The organism is Flavobacterium flevense, assembly GCF_900142775.1.
Classification (GTDB): domain Bacteria; phylum Bacteroidota; class Bacteroidia; order Flavobacteriales; family Flavobacteriaceae; genus Flavobacterium; species Flavobacterium flevense.
Genome location: NZ_FRCC01000004.1, coordinates 110,556 through 125,964 on the forward strand (window position 1 = coordinate 110,556; position 15,409 = coordinate 125,964).

General features: G+C 36.0%; 13 protein-coding genes and 2 tRNA genes. 12 read left to right on the top strand and 3 right to left on the bottom strand.

The window, feature by feature from the left end; genetic code table 11:
* The first annotated feature begins 32 nt into the window (after positions 1 to 32).
* From dnaE to BUB89_RS08545, 5 genes are all read left to right on the top strand, one after another.
* The gene (dnaE, locus tag BUB89_RS08525) at positions 33 to 4,571 is read left to right on the top strand and encodes a DNA polymerase III subunit alpha (protein WP_073244012.1); all 4,539 of its coding nucleotides are present in this window, start codon (positions 33 to 35) and stop codon (positions 4,569 to 4,571) included.
* Between the two features lie 221 nt (positions 4,572 to 4,792).
* The gene (trxA, locus tag BUB89_RS08530) at positions 4,793 to 5,110 is read left to right on the top strand and encodes a thioredoxin (protein WP_073244015.1); all 318 of its coding nucleotides are present in this window, start codon (positions 4,793 to 4,795) and stop codon (positions 5,108 to 5,110) included.
* Between the two features lie 140 nt (positions 5,111 to 5,250).
* Complete coding sequence (locus BUB89_RS08535; RefSeq protein WP_073244017.1) at positions 5,251 to 6,177, top strand: DUF58 domain-containing protein; 927 nt, start codon at positions 5,251 to 5,253, stop codon at positions 6,175 to 6,177.
* An 86-nt stretch (positions 6,178 to 6,263) separates the two neighbouring features.
* Positions 6,264 to 6,337: transfer RNA gene (locus tag BUB89_RS08540), tRNA-Asp, on the top strand.
* Positions 6,338 to 6,624: 287 nt separating this feature from the next.
* A tRNA-Asp gene (locus BUB89_RS08545) sits at positions 6,625 to 6,698 on the top strand.
* A 155-nt stretch (positions 6,699 to 6,853) separates the two neighbouring features.
* Here BUB89_RS08545 and BUB89_RS08550 read toward each other — a convergent pair.
* Positions 6,854 to 7,354 carry a DUF456 domain-containing protein gene (locus tag BUB89_RS08550; protein ID WP_073244019.1) on the bottom strand — a complete coding sequence of 167 codons (501 nt, stop codon included), beginning with the start codon at positions 7,352 to 7,354 and terminating at the stop codon, positions 6,854 to 6,856.
* A gap of 126 nt (positions 7,355 to 7,480) precedes the next feature.
* Here BUB89_RS08550 and BUB89_RS08555 point away from each other — a divergent pair, with 126 nt between their 5' ends.
* The gene (locus BUB89_RS08555) at positions 7,481 to 7,957 is read left to right on the top strand and encodes a hypothetical protein (protein ID WP_073244021.1); all 477 of its coding nucleotides are present in this window, start codon (positions 7,481 to 7,483) and stop codon (positions 7,955 to 7,957) included.
* 77 nt (positions 7,958 to 8,034) lie between these two features.
* On the opposite strand, the gene BUB89_RS08560 is transcribed toward BUB89_RS08555, so the two are convergent.
* A complete protein-coding gene (locus BUB89_RS08560) occupies positions 8,035 to 9,144 on the bottom strand; it encodes a glycosyltransferase family 2 protein (RefSeq protein ID WP_073244023.1) in 1,110 nt (369 codons plus the stop codon).
* A 15-nt stretch (positions 9,145 to 9,159) separates the two neighbouring features.
* A complete protein-coding gene (locus BUB89_RS08565) occupies positions 9,160 to 10,125 on the bottom strand; it encodes a lysylphosphatidylglycerol synthase transmembrane domain-containing protein (RefSeq protein WP_073244025.1) in 966 nt (321 codons plus the stop codon).
* Positions 10,126 to 10,847: 722 nt separating this feature from the next.
* Here BUB89_RS08565 and ruvC point away from each other — a divergent pair.
* The 6 genes from ruvC to BUB89_RS08595 all read left to right on the top strand — a co-directional run bounded on the left by ruvC (position 10,848) and on the right by BUB89_RS08595 (position 15,335).
* On the top strand, positions 10,848 to 11,402 hold the full coding sequence (gene ruvC / locus BUB89_RS08570; protein ID WP_073244027.1) for a crossover junction endodeoxyribonuclease RuvC: 555 nt from the start codon (positions 10,848 to 10,850) through the stop codon (positions 11,400 to 11,402).
* A gap of 61 nt (positions 11,403 to 11,463) precedes the next feature.
* Positions 11,464 to 12,597, top strand: coding sequence for a radical SAM family heme chaperone HemW (gene hemW, locus BUB89_RS08575; protein ID WP_073244029.1), 1,134 nt, complete (start codon positions 11,464 to 11,466; stop codon positions 12,595 to 12,597).
* Between the two features lie 91 nt (positions 12,598 to 12,688).
* On the top strand, positions 12,689 to 13,438 hold the full coding sequence (locus tag BUB89_RS08580) for a cyclase family protein (RefSeq protein WP_073244031.1): 750 nt from the start codon (positions 12,689 to 12,691) through the stop codon (positions 13,436 to 13,438).
* Complete coding sequence (locus BUB89_RS08585) at positions 13,435 to 13,833, top strand: GNAT family N-acetyltransferase (RefSeq protein ID WP_073244033.1); 399 nt, start codon at positions 13,435 to 13,437, stop codon at positions 13,831 to 13,833. Before BUB89_RS08580 ends, BUB89_RS08585 begins: the two co-directional genes overlap by 4 nt.
* Positions 13,833 to 14,201, top strand: a complete 369-nt coding sequence (locus BUB89_RS08590) for an MmcQ/YjbR family DNA-binding protein (RefSeq protein WP_073244035.1) — start codon at positions 13,833 to 13,835, stop codon at positions 14,199 to 14,201. The genes BUB89_RS08585 and BUB89_RS08590 overlap by 1 nt, the downstream gene beginning before the upstream one ends.
* 126 nt (positions 14,202 to 14,327) lie before the next feature.
* Entirely contained in the window at positions 14,328 to 15,335 is a 1,008-nt protein-coding gene (locus BUB89_RS08595; RefSeq protein WP_073244037.1) for a LacI family DNA-binding transcriptional regulator, read from the top strand.
* Positions 15,336 to 15,409: the final 74 nt, after the last annotated feature.

The window sequence follows — 15,409 nt, forward strand, 5'->3', positions numbered from 1 at the left end:
CCTCTCCTTTGGCGAGGGCTGGGGTGAGGCTTATGTACTTAATATTCGATACCGAAACAACCGGATTACCAAAAAATTGGAATGCTCCAATAACTGATTCTGATAACTGGCCACGCTGTATTCAAATTGCCTGGCAGTTGCATGATGAGATGGGAAATCTTATCGAAAATCAGGATTATTTGGTACAACCAGACGGATTTAATATTCCTTATGATGCGGAGCGTATTCACGGAATTTCAACCGAATTAGCTCAGGCGGAAGGAATTTCTTTAAGTGAAGTTTTAGAGAAATTTAATGTTGCATTAGGCAAAGCCAAATTTATTGTGGGTCAGAACCTGGGTTTTGACGTCAATATTATGGGGGCTGAATTTCATAGAATGGGTGTTGATTCGCCTATGGCTTCCATGCCGGTTTTAGACACTTGTACGGAGGTTACCGCTTCTTTATTGAAATTGCCGGGAGGTCGTGGAGGAAAATTCAAGTTGCCTACTTTAACAGAATTACACGAATATTTATTCAATGTTCCTTTTGCAGAAGCACATAATGCTACTGCCGATGTGGAGGCAACCACGCGTTGTTTTCTGGAATTAATTAAAAGAGAAGTTTTTACTAAGGAAGAACTGGATGTTCCTGCTTCTTATTTTCAGGAATTTCAAAATAAGAATCCGCAGGAAATTCAACTCATCGGGTTAAAACATATTAATTTAAAAGCAGCTTCAGATAAAATCAGGGAGCAGCTGAAAAAGGCAGAGCAAAACGTTTCGCAAACTTCCATTTCGGAAGCGGATAAAAGGGATTTAAATCAGGCGAAATTTGCACATTTGCACAATCACACACAGTTTTCGGTTTTACAATCGACCATCGGAATTGGACCTTTGGTTTCGATAACAGCTAAAAATGGTTTTCCGGCTGTTGCCATGACAGATACCGGAAACATGATGGGTGCTTTCCATTTTGTGAGTGCAGTTATGAATCACAATAAAGGGGCTTCCGCCAAAAATAAAGCTTTAGTAGAAAGTGGTGAGGAACCAACAGAAACTGAAATCAAACCAATTGTAGGTTGTGAGTTTAATATTTGTGAAAACCATTTGGATAAATCCAAAAAAGACAATGGTTATCAGGTTGTTTTATTGGCAAAAAATAAAAAAGGTTATCATAATTTGGCTAAAATGGCTTCCATTGCTTACATAAATGGCTTTTATTATGTACCAAGAATTGATAAAAGCATTGTTGAAAAATACAAGGAAGATATCATGGTTTTATCCGGGAATTTATACGGAGAGATTCCGAGTAAGATTCTGAATATTGGTGAAAACCAAGCCGAAGAAGCTTTGCTGTGGTGGAAAGAACAATTTCAGGATGATTTTTATCTCGAAATCATGCGCCACAATCAGGAAGATGAAAACAGGGTGAATAAAACCCTGATTGAGTTTGCACAAAAACATGAAGTAAAATTAATTGCGACTAACAATACCTATTATTTAAATAAGCAGGATGCTAATGCACATGATATTTTATTGTGTGTAAAAGACGGGGAAAAACAGGCCACGCCTATTGGTCGCGGACGTGGTTATCGCTACGGATTGCCTAATCAGGAGTATTATTACAAGTCGGAAGAAGAGATGAAAAACCTCTTTGCCGATTTGCCGGAAGCCATTATTAATATTCAGGAAATTGTTGATAAGGTCGAAATTTACTCTTTGTATCGGGATGTATTGCTTCCTAAATATGATATTCCGGAGGAATTTATTGACCCCGAAGATGAAAAAGATAATGGAGTAAGAGGGGAAAATGCTTATTTGAGGCATTTGACGATGGTAGGAGCCGAAAAAAGATATGGCGATATTACACCTGAAATTCAGGAACGATTGGATTTTGAGTTATTAACGATTTCGAATTCCGGTTATCCGGGTTATTTCCTGATTGTTCAGGATTTTATTGCTAAGGCGAGAACCATGGATGTTTCGGTAGGGCCCGGTCGTGGATCGGCAGCGGGATCGGCAGTTGCTTATTGTTTGGGAATTACTAATATTGACCCCATTAAGTACGATTTGCTTTTTGAGCGTTTCCTGAATCCGGATCGTGTGTCGATGCCCGATATTGATATTGACTTTGATGATGAGGGACGTGGTCGTGTAATGGATTATGTTATCAAAAAATACGGAGCCAATCAGGTGGCACAAATTATCACTTATGGTAAAATGGCAACCAAATCGGCAATTCGTGATACAGCGCGTGTACTGGATTTGCCACTTTTTGAAGCAGACAGAATAGCCAAGCTGATTCCCGCCATGATGCCGGGTAAATGGAATCTGGCTCGTTTCCTTTCTGAATCAGAAGATGAGGTTAAAAAAGCATTAAAAGGAGCTGATGAATTTGAACTTGTAAAACAATTAATCGGAATTGCCAATGAAGATGATTTGGCAGGAGAAACGATTCAGCAGGCGAAAATTTTGGAAGGTTCGATGCGAAACACTGGTATTCATGCCTGTGGAGTAATTATCACGCCATCGGATATTACCAATTATGTTCCTGTAACTACTGCTAAAGATTCTGATTTATATGTGACTCAGTTTGATAACTCGGTTGCGGAGAGTGCAGGATTACTGAAGATGGACTTTTTGGGCTTGAAGACCCTTACTTTGATAAAAGATACGGTTAAACTGGTAAAATACCGTACGGGAATCGAGTTAGATCCGGACAACTTCCCTATTGATGATGAAGCTACTTATGCGCTTTTCCAGCGTGGAGAAACAGTCGGGATTTTCCAATACGAGTCACCCGGAATGCAAAAATACATGAAGGATCTGAAACCCACGGTTTTTGGAGATTTGATTGCGATGAATGCATTGTATCGACCGGGACCTTTGGAATACATTCCTTCTTTCGTTCGAAGAAAAAACGGTGAAGAGGAAATCAAATACGATCTTGATGCCTGCGAAGAATATTTAGGAGAAACGTACGGAATTACCGTTTATCAGGAGCAGGTAATGCTTTTGTCGCAGTCGTTAGCCGGATTTACTAAAGGTGAAGCTGACGTATTGCGTAAGGCGATGGGTAAAAAACAGAAGGATGTACTGGATAAAATGAAACCTAAGTTTGTCGAACAAGCTTCGGCAAAAGGACATGATGCAAAAATTCTGGAGAAAATCTGGAAAGACTGGGAAGCCTTTGCAAGTTATGCCTTTAACAAGTCGCACTCTACCTGTTATGCCTGGATTGCGTACCAAACCGCTTACTTAAAAGCACATTATCCGGCAGAATATATGGCGGCAGTACTTTCGAATAATATGAATGATATTAAGCAGGTTTCGTTCTTTATGGAAGAATGTAAACGAATGGGCTTGCAGGTTTTAGGACCTTGTGTGAATGAATCGTATTATAAATTTACTGTAAATGATGATTATGCCGTTCGTTTTGGGATGGGAGCGATTAAAGGAGTAGGAGCCGGAGCGGTTGAAACGATTGTAGAGAACAGGAAAAACGGAAAATACAAATCGATTTTTGATTTGGCTAAACGAATAGATTTGCGTGCCGCCAATAAAAAAGCGATTGAAAATCTGGCTTTAGCAGGTGGATTTGATGCTTTTGAAGGAACCACCAGAGCCCAATATTTTCATGATGAAGGCGACGGAGTTACTTTTTATGAAAAAGCGATTCGGTATGGTTCTAAGTTTCAGGAAAATGAAAATTCGTCTCAGGTAAGTTTGTTTGGGGAAACCAGTGAAGTGCAAATTGCAGAGCCTGTTGTTCCGCCCTGTGAAGACTGGAGTACGATGGAAAAACTGGCCAAAGAGAAGGAAGTAGTGGGAATTTATATTTCCGGTCATCCGCTGGATGATTTTAGATTTGAGATGAAATATTTTTGTAATGCGAAGCTGGAAGCGCTTAAAAACTTAGAGGCTTATGTGGGTAAAACACTCACTTTTGGCGGAATTATTAATAATGTTCAGCATCGTGTGGCTAAGAATGGTAAGGGATGGGGAATGTTTTCGCTGGAAGGTTATGATGAGAGTTATGAATTCCGAATTTTTGGCGAAGAATACCTGAAATTCCGCCATTTCCTGATTCAGAATAATTTTACGTTTATGAAATTAACAGTGAAAGAAGGCTGGATGAATCAGGATACGGGGAAAAAAGGAGATCCAAGAATACAATTTGTTGAAATAAAACAGTTGCAGGATGTGTTAGAAGCTCTGGCTAAACGATTGATTGTACTGCTGAATATTAAGGATTTGCAACCGGAATTTATCCATAAGTTAAGTCGTCTTTTTAGTGAAAATAAAGGAGATAATCAGGTGACTTTTGAGGTAATGGAAATAGAAAAAATCAAAAAACTCATAGAAACAGTAGCGGCTGTTGAAGAAAATGAAGAAGTAGTTTTTGAAGATGAAAACGAGGATGCAGAATCTTCGGATATGTCAGAAAACAAAGCCGTTCAGGTGACTGAGGTGGAAGAAGTTAAGGTTGTGACTAAGCTGAGTATGGTAAGCAGAAGGCTGAAAATTAAAATTTCGACTGAATTGTTGCAGGAATTAGAGAAAATGCAGGTGAACTTTAAGTTGAATTAAAGCACCAGATTCCCTAGCCCTGATGGAAGCGGCATCCTTTCTAGCCGGGGTTCGGCTGGAAAGATAGAGCGGACAGCAGGAATAGCTACTGATAATAATTAACAATACATTAATAGCCAAAACTAATTTTGGAATGGTGTTTTGTTGGTTTTTAATTTCTAAATTTGCATAGTGTTTAAGGAATTAAAGACTTTAAATTTATAAACTTTAAATAAAGAAATATGGCATTAGCAATAACAGACGCTACTTTTGAAGAAGTAGTATTGAAATCAGATAAACCTGTAATGGTAGATTTTTGGGCAGCATGGTGTGGACCTTGTAGAATGGTAGGTCCAATCATTGACGAATTGAGTACTGAATATGACGGAAAAGTTGTTATAGGGAAAGTAGACGTTGATGCAAACCAGGAATTTGCTGCAAAATACGGAGTGAGAAACATACCTACGGTATTGGTTTTTCATAACGGAGAAGTCGTAGGGAAACAAGTAGGGGTAGCTCCTAAACAAACTTACGCAGATAGTTTAGACGCTTTGTTGTAATCGTAAGATTATGATTTATATGAGAAAAAGGTTTGGCGAAAGTCAAGCCTTTTTTTTGCTTTAAACTGAATTCAGGAGTCTGTTTTCTTTTTTCTTGTTTCTTTTCTCTATTATTTTCAATCTTTTAATACATTTGAGAGATGAAGATAGCATCACAAATAGAAAAAATATCCAGTTTCCAACATTTAGAATTGTTGGCTAATCAGGTTGTGGAAGGTTTTATTTCGGGTATGCATAAGAGTCCGTTTCATGGGTTTTCGGCCGAGTTTGCGGAACATAAAGTGTATAATGTGGGCGAAAGCACCAAACATATTGACTGGAAGCTTTTTGCAAAAACAGATCGATTGTACACCAAACAATTTGAGGAAGAAACGAATCTGCGTTGTCATATTATCATCGATAATTCCTCTTCCATGCATTTTCCCAAATTGAAAGGAAGTCAGCATTTTTATGAAAACAAAATTGGATTTTCTGTTTTGGCTTCGGCAGTTTTGATGAATCTTTTAAGGAAGCAAAGAGATGCAGTAGGCTTAAGTGTTTTTTCGGACACCTATGAGTATTACGCACCCGAAAAAGGAAGTGACAGACATCACAGAATGGTGTTGAATGCTCTGGAAAATTTGTTGAAAGAATCTGTAGTTAAAAAAAGTACTGATACGATTACTTTTTTACATCAGATAGCCGAGAAAATGCACCGCCGCTCGATGGTTATTTTATTTACTGATATGTTTCAAACGGGTGATGAAGCCAAATTATTGAGTGCATTACAGCATCTGAAGCACAACAAACACAAAGTGGTTTTATTTCATGTTTTTGACGGTAAAACCGAGTTTAGTTTTGATTTTGACAATGCACCCCGAAAATTTATTGATGTAGAAACAGGCGAAGAAATTTCAGTTTTTGCCGAAAATGTCAAGTCAGCATATGAAAAACAAGTGGCTTTATACTTTAAAAAGCTTGCTTTAAGTTGCGCTCAAAATAAAATCAAGTACGTTCCTGTAAGTGTAAGAGAAGATTTTGAAAAAATCATCTTAACCTATTTAACTGAAAAACATAACTTTGGCTAAAGGGTCAAAAAAAATATTGTTATTTTTAATAAAAACACTTGTGTAAACAGAAATCTATTGTATCTTTGCCACCGCAATAAAGCAGAGGTTTGGTAGTTCAGTTGGTTAGAATACATGCCTGTCACGCATGGGGTCGCGGGTTCGAGTCCCGTCCAGACCGCTAATATTGGGAAAGCCTTTCGTAACAGAAAGGCTTTTTTTTCCACTATACGGTATTTAAAGCTAGTTGTGTTGTTTGGTTAGCATTTGTAACGCTAACCGCGGGTTTAGTAGTTAGACCAATGAAAAGCTTTTCACTTAATTGTGAATGGCTTTTTTGATTTAAATACGTGTTATACTGTCTAAATTCAAGTTTTATAAAATTGATTTAAAAAGTAAATAGTTTTTTGTTTAAGGCTTGTTTTTAAAGAAAATTATATTGTATATTTGCACTCGCAATAAAGCAGAGGTTTGGTAGTTCAGTTGGTTAGAATACATGCCTGTCACGCATGGGGTCGCGGGTTCGAGTCCCGTCCAGACCGCTAAAATTGTTAAAAGCGATTCATTTCTGAATCGCTTTTTTTGTTATATATTTCCTGTCATCTCGTCTTTTGGGATGAGACGGGTTCTAGTTCTCTAGTTAGGACAAGAACGATAAATTTGCAAGAAGCCTTTCTTAACGGAAAGGCTTCTTTAATCAAAACAGAAGCGCCCTATACTCCCAAACAATAGAAATAAATATTCCAAAGTAAATTACACAAAGCAGGAACTGAATAAAACTGGAAGCTAAAATTCCTAAAACAGATCCGGTTGCAGCTCTTAGTGCTTCTTTTGCATTTTTAGAATCAAAAAATAACTCCCCAATTAGCGCACCTAAAAACGGTCCAATTATAAATCCTAACGGAATAGGAGCTAATAAACCAACAACAAGTCCAATGTTTGTTCCCCAAATTCCCGCCTTACTGCCACCAAATCGCTGAGTCCCTTTGGCAGGTAAAACATAATTAGCAATCGAAAAAAGTATCACTATTAACAACGTGATTCCCAGAACCCAGTAATTAGCCGGGATTACATTTGTAAAATAAAGCAGCACAATTCCAAGCCAGCTAATGCTTATGCCGGGCAGCACAGGTAAAAAACTGCCCAATATCCCAACAAGCATACATGCTAGACCAAGTATTAAAAGAAAAATATCCATAAACTAATTTTTTAGTAATTTTGAAAAAATAAATTACAGAAAGTTAAAGATTATTTGCTTTCCAAAGCATCTCAAAAAAAATAATTGTATTTTTATAAAATATTGTTCCAATTCAAATTCTAAACCTTGAAGCATTATTACTTTTTTTCACTTTTCATTATAGTTACTTCCTGTCAATACTTCGAGAAGCAAGTGCCGTCAGAAAAAGAATTATTGCAAAAGGAACTGAAAGCCATTAACTGGAAAGAAGTAGATGAGTACCCTTCGTTTGCTGATTGCGATAAATTAGAAGATAAAACACAACGCAAACAATGTTTTTTTGAATATTTAACCCAATTAATACAGGAAAAATTACAAGTAGACACACTTTCTGTTTTGTATCCTGAACTCGATACCATTGAGGTAAAAGTAACTGTTTTTCCTGATTCCAGAATGCAATTTGAACCACAATTTCCTAAAGATTCCGTGGCTTATGACACCATAAAAATCGACAGCATTTTGCACGTGAAATTAGTAGATTTCCCAAAAGTTAATCCGGCGATTAAACAAGGAATCCCTGTTAAGACACAATTTATTCTTCCGGTTATTATTAAAGTTGAGTAGTTTTTTTAGGAGCTTATTCCAGCTTTCGCCTTTATCTCATTCCGTTTCACTTCATGAGGATATCGGCTCTATCTGGGCTAAAACCGTCTGCCTTTCCATTCATATTTTCCAAATAACGAGTACAAAGCAACTCCCACACTAAAAAAAGGATACAATAAACTGCTAACAACCAAATAGCGCATTTTCTGTTGGGTTAAAAATTGATGGGTTTGGTAAATCAAAATACTATCAACAATAAATTTGGAAAAAATCAGCATCAAAAAAACTGAGAACGAAATAAATCCTGTTATCCAAAATCCATAACTCAGCATCACAATCAAATTTCCGGCAAAAACCAACAAGCCTAATAATTTACCAAAATAACTTTGATACGAACTCGTTTTAGAAGCCCAGCGGACTCTTTGGTAAAATAAAGTTTTCCAATTCTCGACTGGTTTTGTAGTAACAATGTTATTTTCGGATTTTAAATAATGCACTTTTTTACTCCCAAAATTTCGGGAGAGTATTGCTTTTTGCAACAGGAAAACATCGTCTCCACTGGCAATAGCATCATTTCCTTCAAAACCATTCAGGACCTTAAATAGTGATTTAGTATAAGCGAAATTAGCACCATTACACATAAAACCTTTCTCTATTCCAAAACTGCCCATTGTTGCTCCTTGTAAACTAGCCAGATCCAATTGCTGAAAATGCTGTAAAAAAGAATTATTGCATTCATAAGTCACTGCTCCTGCAATCATTGCAACGTCATGTGTCTGAATGTAATTGTCTAAACTTAAAAGCCAGTTTTCAGGAACTTTACAGTCTGCATCGGTGCTGATAATCCATTCGTTTTTTGCAACTTGCATGGCGGTGCTTATAGCGTCTTTTTTAGGAGAATTCGACACGCGAAGATTGTCAATTTGTGAAATCTGAAATTTAAAATCTAAAATCTGAAATTTGAAATCTGATTCATCATCCACCAGAATCACTTCAAATAAATCCGTTGGATAATTCATTTTCGAAATGCTTTCTAAAAGAGCAGGTAAATTTTCGGCTTCATTCCGGAAAGGAACTACAATTGTAAAGCTGGTTTTAGGCTTTAAGCCAATAGCATCGTAGTTTTTTATTTTGGTAAACCCATAAATCAGTGTTCCAATTGAAATAATGTAAAATAAAAACGGTAAAAATAAAATAATTGTAATCATGATTATTTTATTAGGTTATAGCTCCCTATCGTCTGGAGAAGTCTGGGGTGAGGGCTTAAAATTCAACACATAATAACTGCCAATAACCACAGGAATTACCACATTAAGAAACCACATCAGGGTAGAAATAAAAACCACAATCCATTCGTTTACTCCTAAAATCCCAAAGAAATATATGGCAACACCACCTTTTACAGCAAAATCCAAAAACTGAAAAGTAGGCAAAGAGGAAGCTAAAAAATAAACGCTGGCAATGGTAGAAATTAGGATTAAATAAGGCAAATGAACATCAAAAGCCAAAAACAAAAAGTAGTATTGATGTGAGAAAACCAGATAACGACAAGTTCCTAAAAGAATATTTTTCCGGTGAATACTTTTAGGAATTTCATTGATTTTATGAATGAGTTTTTCTATCGAAAAGCCTTTTATTGTTATTTTTTTGATTGAAAAAAGTAAAAGAAAAACGGCAATCAAAATCCCAAAAAGTATCAGAACCATTTTTGGGGTGATTACCTCATACAGCGTGTTGAAATACAACAATCCAAATATTCCGAAAATAACCGTCAAAACCATTTGGATTCCGTTGCAAATTAAATTCAGGAAAACTACTTTTTTGGTTTCTGATTTATTGAAAAACAGCGCTTTTCCGGCATATTCGCCTACGCCATTTGGTGTAAATAATCCGGCGGTTAAAGCAGCTAAGACTTGTTTAGTGGATTCAGAAACGGAGATTTTACGAATGTGCTGTGCCAGATTTTGCCATTTTAAAATTTCAAAATATCGATTTAAAACACTCAGCAACAAGATAAAACTAATTCCTGTAATGGATTGATTTTTTTGGAATAAAGCAATGAATTTCTGCCAATCGAGTTGGTCGTTATTCGCCAGTTGGTTGTAAATAAAATAAAAGGCGCCACCTACAATCAAAACTTTGATTAGAAGTACCAGGAATTGCTTAGTTTTGTGAGGAATTGAAATCATAACGAAGAACTATTGCGCAAAGAAACGCAAAGACTCACAGAGTTTCACAAAGAATTTTAAATTTTTTAGCTGTGTGATAAAGTGTTTCACAAAGTTGCGCGAAGTTATCACAGAGATTCACAAAGAATTTTAAATAAGTTTTGTGCATCTCTGTTTTTTTTCTTTGCGAAACTCTGTGTAACAAAAAGAAGTATTGCAAAGAAATGAAAAGTAAATCCCGAAGAGATGTTAAGGATTAAAATTAGTTTTTATGATTGTTCACTAAGGGGACTAAATAAAAAAGGCTACAGATGACACTGATTGAACAGATAAAAACGGATTTTTATCACTCTTTAGTGAATTACAATCTGCGATAATCCGTAAAATCCGTTTCATCAGTGTGCCATTCTCAATGAGGGTATAAGAAACGATAGTAATTAACTTTGCGAAACTCTGCGTAACAAAAAGAAGTATTGCAAAAAGAAATGAAAAGTAAATCCCGAAGAGATGTTAAGGATTTAAATTAGTTTTTATGACTGTTCACTAAGGGGACTAAATAAAAAAGGCCACAGATGACACTGATTGAACAGATAAAAACGGATTTTTATCACTCTTTGGTGAATTTCTGCGATAATCCGTAAAATCCGTTTCATCAGTGTGCCATTCTCAATGAGGGTATAAGAAACGATAGTAATTAAATTTGCGAAACTCTATGTAACAATAAAAGCGTACAAAAATAAATAATGACAAAAGAACGCATCATATTAGGTATCGATCCGGGAACAACCATAATGGGTTTTGGTTTGATACGGGTTATCAATAAAAAAATGGAATTTGTTCAGTTGAACGAATTGCAGTTGTCTAAATATGATAATCACTATCAAAAGCTGAAAATCATTTTTGAGCGTACTATTGAATTAATTGACACGCATCATCCGGACGAAATTGCCATCGAAGCGCCTTTTTTTGGTAAAAATGTGCAATCTATGCTAAAGTTGGGTCGTGCCCAAGGAGTAGCCATGGCGGCGGGACTTTCCAGAGATATTCCTATTACCGAATACGAACCTAAGAAAATAAAAATGGCGATCACCGGAAACGGAAACGCCAGCAAAGAGCAGGTGGCAAAAATGCTGCAACAGCTTTTAGGACTGAAAGAATTGCCTAAAAATCTGGATTCCACCGATGGATTAGCAGCTGCAGTTTGTCATTTTTTCAACTCAGGAAAAGTGGTGGCTGGAAAAAGTTATTCGGGCTGGGATGCTTTTGTGAAACAAAATGAAGAACGAGTTAAAAAGTAATCAGTATGCAGTAGTTAGTCAGCAGAACTGACCACTGATCACTGTTGCTGACCATCAATTTATGTCAGGAATCTACATACATATCCCTTTTTGCAAGCAGGCATGCAATTATTGTGACTTTCATTTTTCTACATCAATGAAGAAAAAAGAGGAGATGGTTTTGGCTTTGGCCAAAGAAATAGCAATGCGTAAAAAGGAGTTTGCTAATCAAATGGTTGAGACCATTTATTTTGGAGGAGGAACGCCAAGCAGATTGCAGATTTCAGATTTGAAATTGCAGATGGATTCGATTTATGAAAATTATAAAGTTATCCAAAATCCAGAAATTACCTTAGAAGCTAATCCTGATGATTTATCAGAGGAATATCTGATTGAACTTTCAAAAATTGGGATTAATCGTCTCTCTATCGGGATTCAATCTTTCTATGAAGAGGATTTGAAAATGATGAATCGCGCTCATAATTCGGCGGAAGCCAAAAAATGTTTGGAAATAGCTACCAGATATTTCGATAATATTTCTCTGGATTTAATTTATGGAGTTCCCGGGATGAGTAACGAAAAATGGCAACATAATATTGAAACCGCTTTGAGTTTTGGAATCCCGCACATTTCCAGTTATGCCTTGACGGTGGAACCCAAAACCGCTTTGAAAAAACTGATTCAAACTGGTGAAATTGCTGAACCAAAAGACGAAGTAGCTTCGGAACATTTTATGATTCTGGTAGAAACATTGGAAAACAACGGATTTATTCATTACGAATTATCCAATTTTGGAAAGCCTGATTTCTTTTCTAAAAATAATTCGGCGTATTGGCTGGGTAAAAAATACATCGGGATTGGTCCTTCAGCCCACAGTTATGATGGGATTTCCAGAAGTTGGAATATCGCCAACAATGCATTGTATCTAAAATCAATTCAGAATAATGAATTGCCTGCTGAAACTGAAAAACTATCTGTTGAAGATCGTTATAACGAATATATTATGACGGGTTTGAGGACTATTTGGGGTGTTTCACTGGATAGAATTGCATCTGAATTTAGTCAAAACTTTTTGGATTATTTATTAAAACAAGCTCAAAAATTCCTGAATGATGATTTACTTTTTATAGAAAATAACATTTTGAAACCCACGCCAAAAGGAAAATTTTTGACGGATGGGATTGCATCAGACTTATTTTATTTAAATTTGGAATAATTGTTTAACCGCAAAGAACACAAAGAAGGCACAAAGTACGCTAAGCTTTGTGAAATTTGCGTAAACTTAGTGCCCTTTGCGGTTAAGAAAAATGAAAGCGAAAATCAACAACTTCGAAGTCGATTTATCAAAACCCATTGATATTTCTATTCCGTTGACCAATACGGATGCGAATCCTATTGCCTGGTATCTTGAAAAACCGGAAATAAAACCTGTTTTTTTTGGTGAATGGACGGGGAGTGTCAAAGATGGCGCTTCGACCAATTTTAATAATATCTTTTTTAATCCGCATGCTCACGGCACACATACCGAGTGTCTGGGGCATATTACTAAAGAATTTTATAGTCTCAATCAATGTTTGAAGCAGTTTTTCTTTGTGGCTGAATTGATTTCGGTGCAACCGCAAACTCAGGGAGAAGATTTGTTAATTGCTAAAAATCAGCTTGAGCATCTTTTGAAGGGAAAAACTCCCGAAGCTTTAATTATCAGGACGCTTCCTAATTTGGAAAACAAAAAGCATCGGAATTATTCGAATACCAATCCGCCTTATTTGTCTGAGGAAGCGGCGATTTTCATTCACGAAAGCGGAATTCAGCATTTATTGATTGATTTACCAAGTGTGGATAAAGAGCATGACGAGGGAAAACTGTTGGCTCACAAAGCCTTTTGGAATGTAAAAGATGTTGTTCACCTTAATGCTGATGCCCGATTGCATTGTACGATTACCGAAATGATTTTTGTTGAAGATGAGGTGCGAGACGGAAGTTATTTGTTGAATTTGCAAATTGCTTCTTTTGAAAATGACGCTTCGCCATCAAAACCTGTTTTGTATAAAATATGATTACTATATCTACTGATAAAAATAAATTAGACGTTGCTTTCATTCAGGATTTCCTGAAAGATATTTACTGGGCAGCGGGTCGTACTATTGAAGAAGTGCAAACAACAATTGAACATTCTTTTTGTTTCGGAATTTATTTAGACGATCAACAAATAGGTTTTGCCAGAGTAATTACCGATTATGTGGTTTTTGCCTATTTGATGGATGTTTTTATTGATGAAAAACACCGCGGAAATGGCTATTCATCACTTTTGATAGATGCTATGATGAAAGAACCGCAATTGAAAAACATAAAAATTTGGCGATTAGCGACCACTGATGCTCATTTTTTATATGAGAAATTCGGATTCAAATTGTTAGCACATCCCGAGAAATTAATGGAAAAAGTACTATAATGGATTTAGAAACATTTTACGAATATTGTCTTTCGAAAAAAGGCGTTACGGAGCATTTTCCTTTTGATCAGGACACTCTGGTTTTTAAGGTAGGAGGTAAGATATTTGCGCTTTCCTCTTTAAAACAATGGGAATCAGGGCAGCCATCGGTTAATTTAAAATGTGATCCCGATACAGCTAAAGAATGGAGAGTTCAATTTGAGGCTGTAAAGCCGGGTTTTCACATGAATAAAAATCATTGGAATACCGTTGCGATTAATTTTGATGTTTCTGATTTGTTATTGAAAGAAATGATAGATGGTTCTTATTCTTTGGTTTTCAATAGTTTGACTAAAAAAGTGCAAAATGAACTTTTAGCGGCTAATTAGTTGGTAAGTGTATCTGTCTTGTTTTTAGTGTTTTACGTTTATTTTAGCGTATTTAAAAAACAAAAGTCAGTAAAATTTGTTTTTTAAAATTAAAATCCACATATTTGTCATGTAAACGTTTACATTGTGTCAAATTTAAAGTCAGTAGCAAAGCATTCAAAGGTTTCCATAGCCACAGTATCTAGGGTGATTAATAATGATCCTAAGGTAAGTAAAGCTACTATGCTCAAAGTTATGGCTTCGATTGAAGCCTTAGAATACAAGCCTAATCGTGTGGCACAGCGTTTAAGAAGTACTAATAATAAAACCAAATTATTAGGCCTTATTATTCCGGATATTCAAAATCCATTTTTTGTTGATGTAGTCAGAGGTGTTGAAGATTATGCGTATCAGAATAACTTTGCGGTTATGATAGGTAATTTTGGACAGGATGAAAAGAAGGAAAAATTGTACTTAGATATCCTTCAGTCGGAAAACATTGATGGACTTATTGTAGCTCCCATTCATGGTAAAGACAAAGGAATTGAAAATTTAGTAAAAAAGAATATTCCGGTAGTTTGTATCGACAGGGGCTTGACTGAGATTGATGTTGATGTTGTAAAAGTTGATAATGAACAAGGAGCTTTTAATGCTATTGATCATCTATTGAGTATTGGTCACCGAAGAATTGCGTTTATTTCAGGTAATTTTAAGATTCCTACTTATATTGAGCGTTTGGCGGGATATAAAAGAGCCTTAAATGATTACGGAGTAGCATTTGATGAAAAATTAATTTTTTCAAGAGATACCGATTATAAGAGTGGATTTGAAATTGCTAATAAAATTTTAGAATTAAAAGACAGACCAACAGCTATTTTCTCCGGAAATAACCTGTTGACTTTAGGAGCTTTAGAAGCTATTCATGCAAAAAGCATCAAGATACCTGAAGAGATTTCGATAATAGGTTTTGATGATATGCCATGGTCCATTTCATTAAATCCGCCATTATCAGCTGTGCGTCAGCCTGGTTTTGACATGGGAAGAAAAGCTGCGGAAATGCTTTATGAAAGAATGCTGAACCCAGCTAAAAAGAAAGAAAATATTATATTAAAAACAGAATTAATACTGAGAAAGTCAACTACTCGATTGGAGTAGTTTTTTTATCATTAAAAATGTAAACGTTTACATTTTTTAAAAAAAGCTTTTTCCAGTTTAAGAATGGTGAGTTA

Excerpts from the sequence above, each read along its gene's own strand:
- dnaE (WP_073244012.1), top strand. The coding sequence starts at position 33 with ATGTACTTAATATTCGATACCGAAACAACCGGATTACCAAAAAATTGG.
- trxA (WP_073244015.1), top strand. The coding sequence starts at position 4,793 with ATGGCATTAGCAATAACAGACGCTACTTTTGAAGAAGTAGTATTGAAA.
- BUB89_RS08535 (WP_073244017.1), top strand. The coding sequence starts at position 5,251 with ATGAAGATAGCATCACAAATAGAAAAAATATCCAGTTTCCAACATTTA.
- BUB89_RS08550 (WP_073244019.1), bottom strand. The coding sequence starts at position 7,354 with ATGGATATTTTTCTTTTAATACTTGGTCTAGCATGTATGCTTGTTGGG.
- BUB89_RS08560 (WP_073244023.1), bottom strand. The coding sequence starts at position 9,144 with ATGATTACAATTATTTTATTTTTACCGTTTTTATTTTACATTATTTCA.
- BUB89_RS08565 (WP_073244025.1), bottom strand. The coding sequence starts at position 10,125 with ATGATTTCAATTCCTCACAAAACTAAGCAATTCCTGGTACTTCTAATC.
- ruvC (WP_073244027.1), top strand. The coding sequence starts at position 10,848 with ATGACAAAAGAACGCATCATATTAGGTATCGATCCGGGAACAACCATA.
- hemW (WP_073244029.1), top strand. The coding sequence starts at position 11,464 with ATGTCAGGAATCTACATACATATCCCTTTTTGCAAGCAGGCATGCAAT.
- BUB89_RS08580 (WP_073244031.1), top strand. The coding sequence starts at position 12,689 with ATGAAAGCGAAAATCAACAACTTCGAAGTCGATTTATCAAAACCCATT.
- BUB89_RS08585 (WP_073244033.1), top strand. The coding sequence starts at position 13,435 with ATGATTACTATATCTACTGATAAAAATAAATTAGACGTTGCTTTCATT.
- BUB89_RS08590 (WP_073244035.1), top strand. The coding sequence starts at position 13,833 with ATGGATTTAGAAACATTTTACGAATATTGTCTTTCGAAAAAAGGCGTT.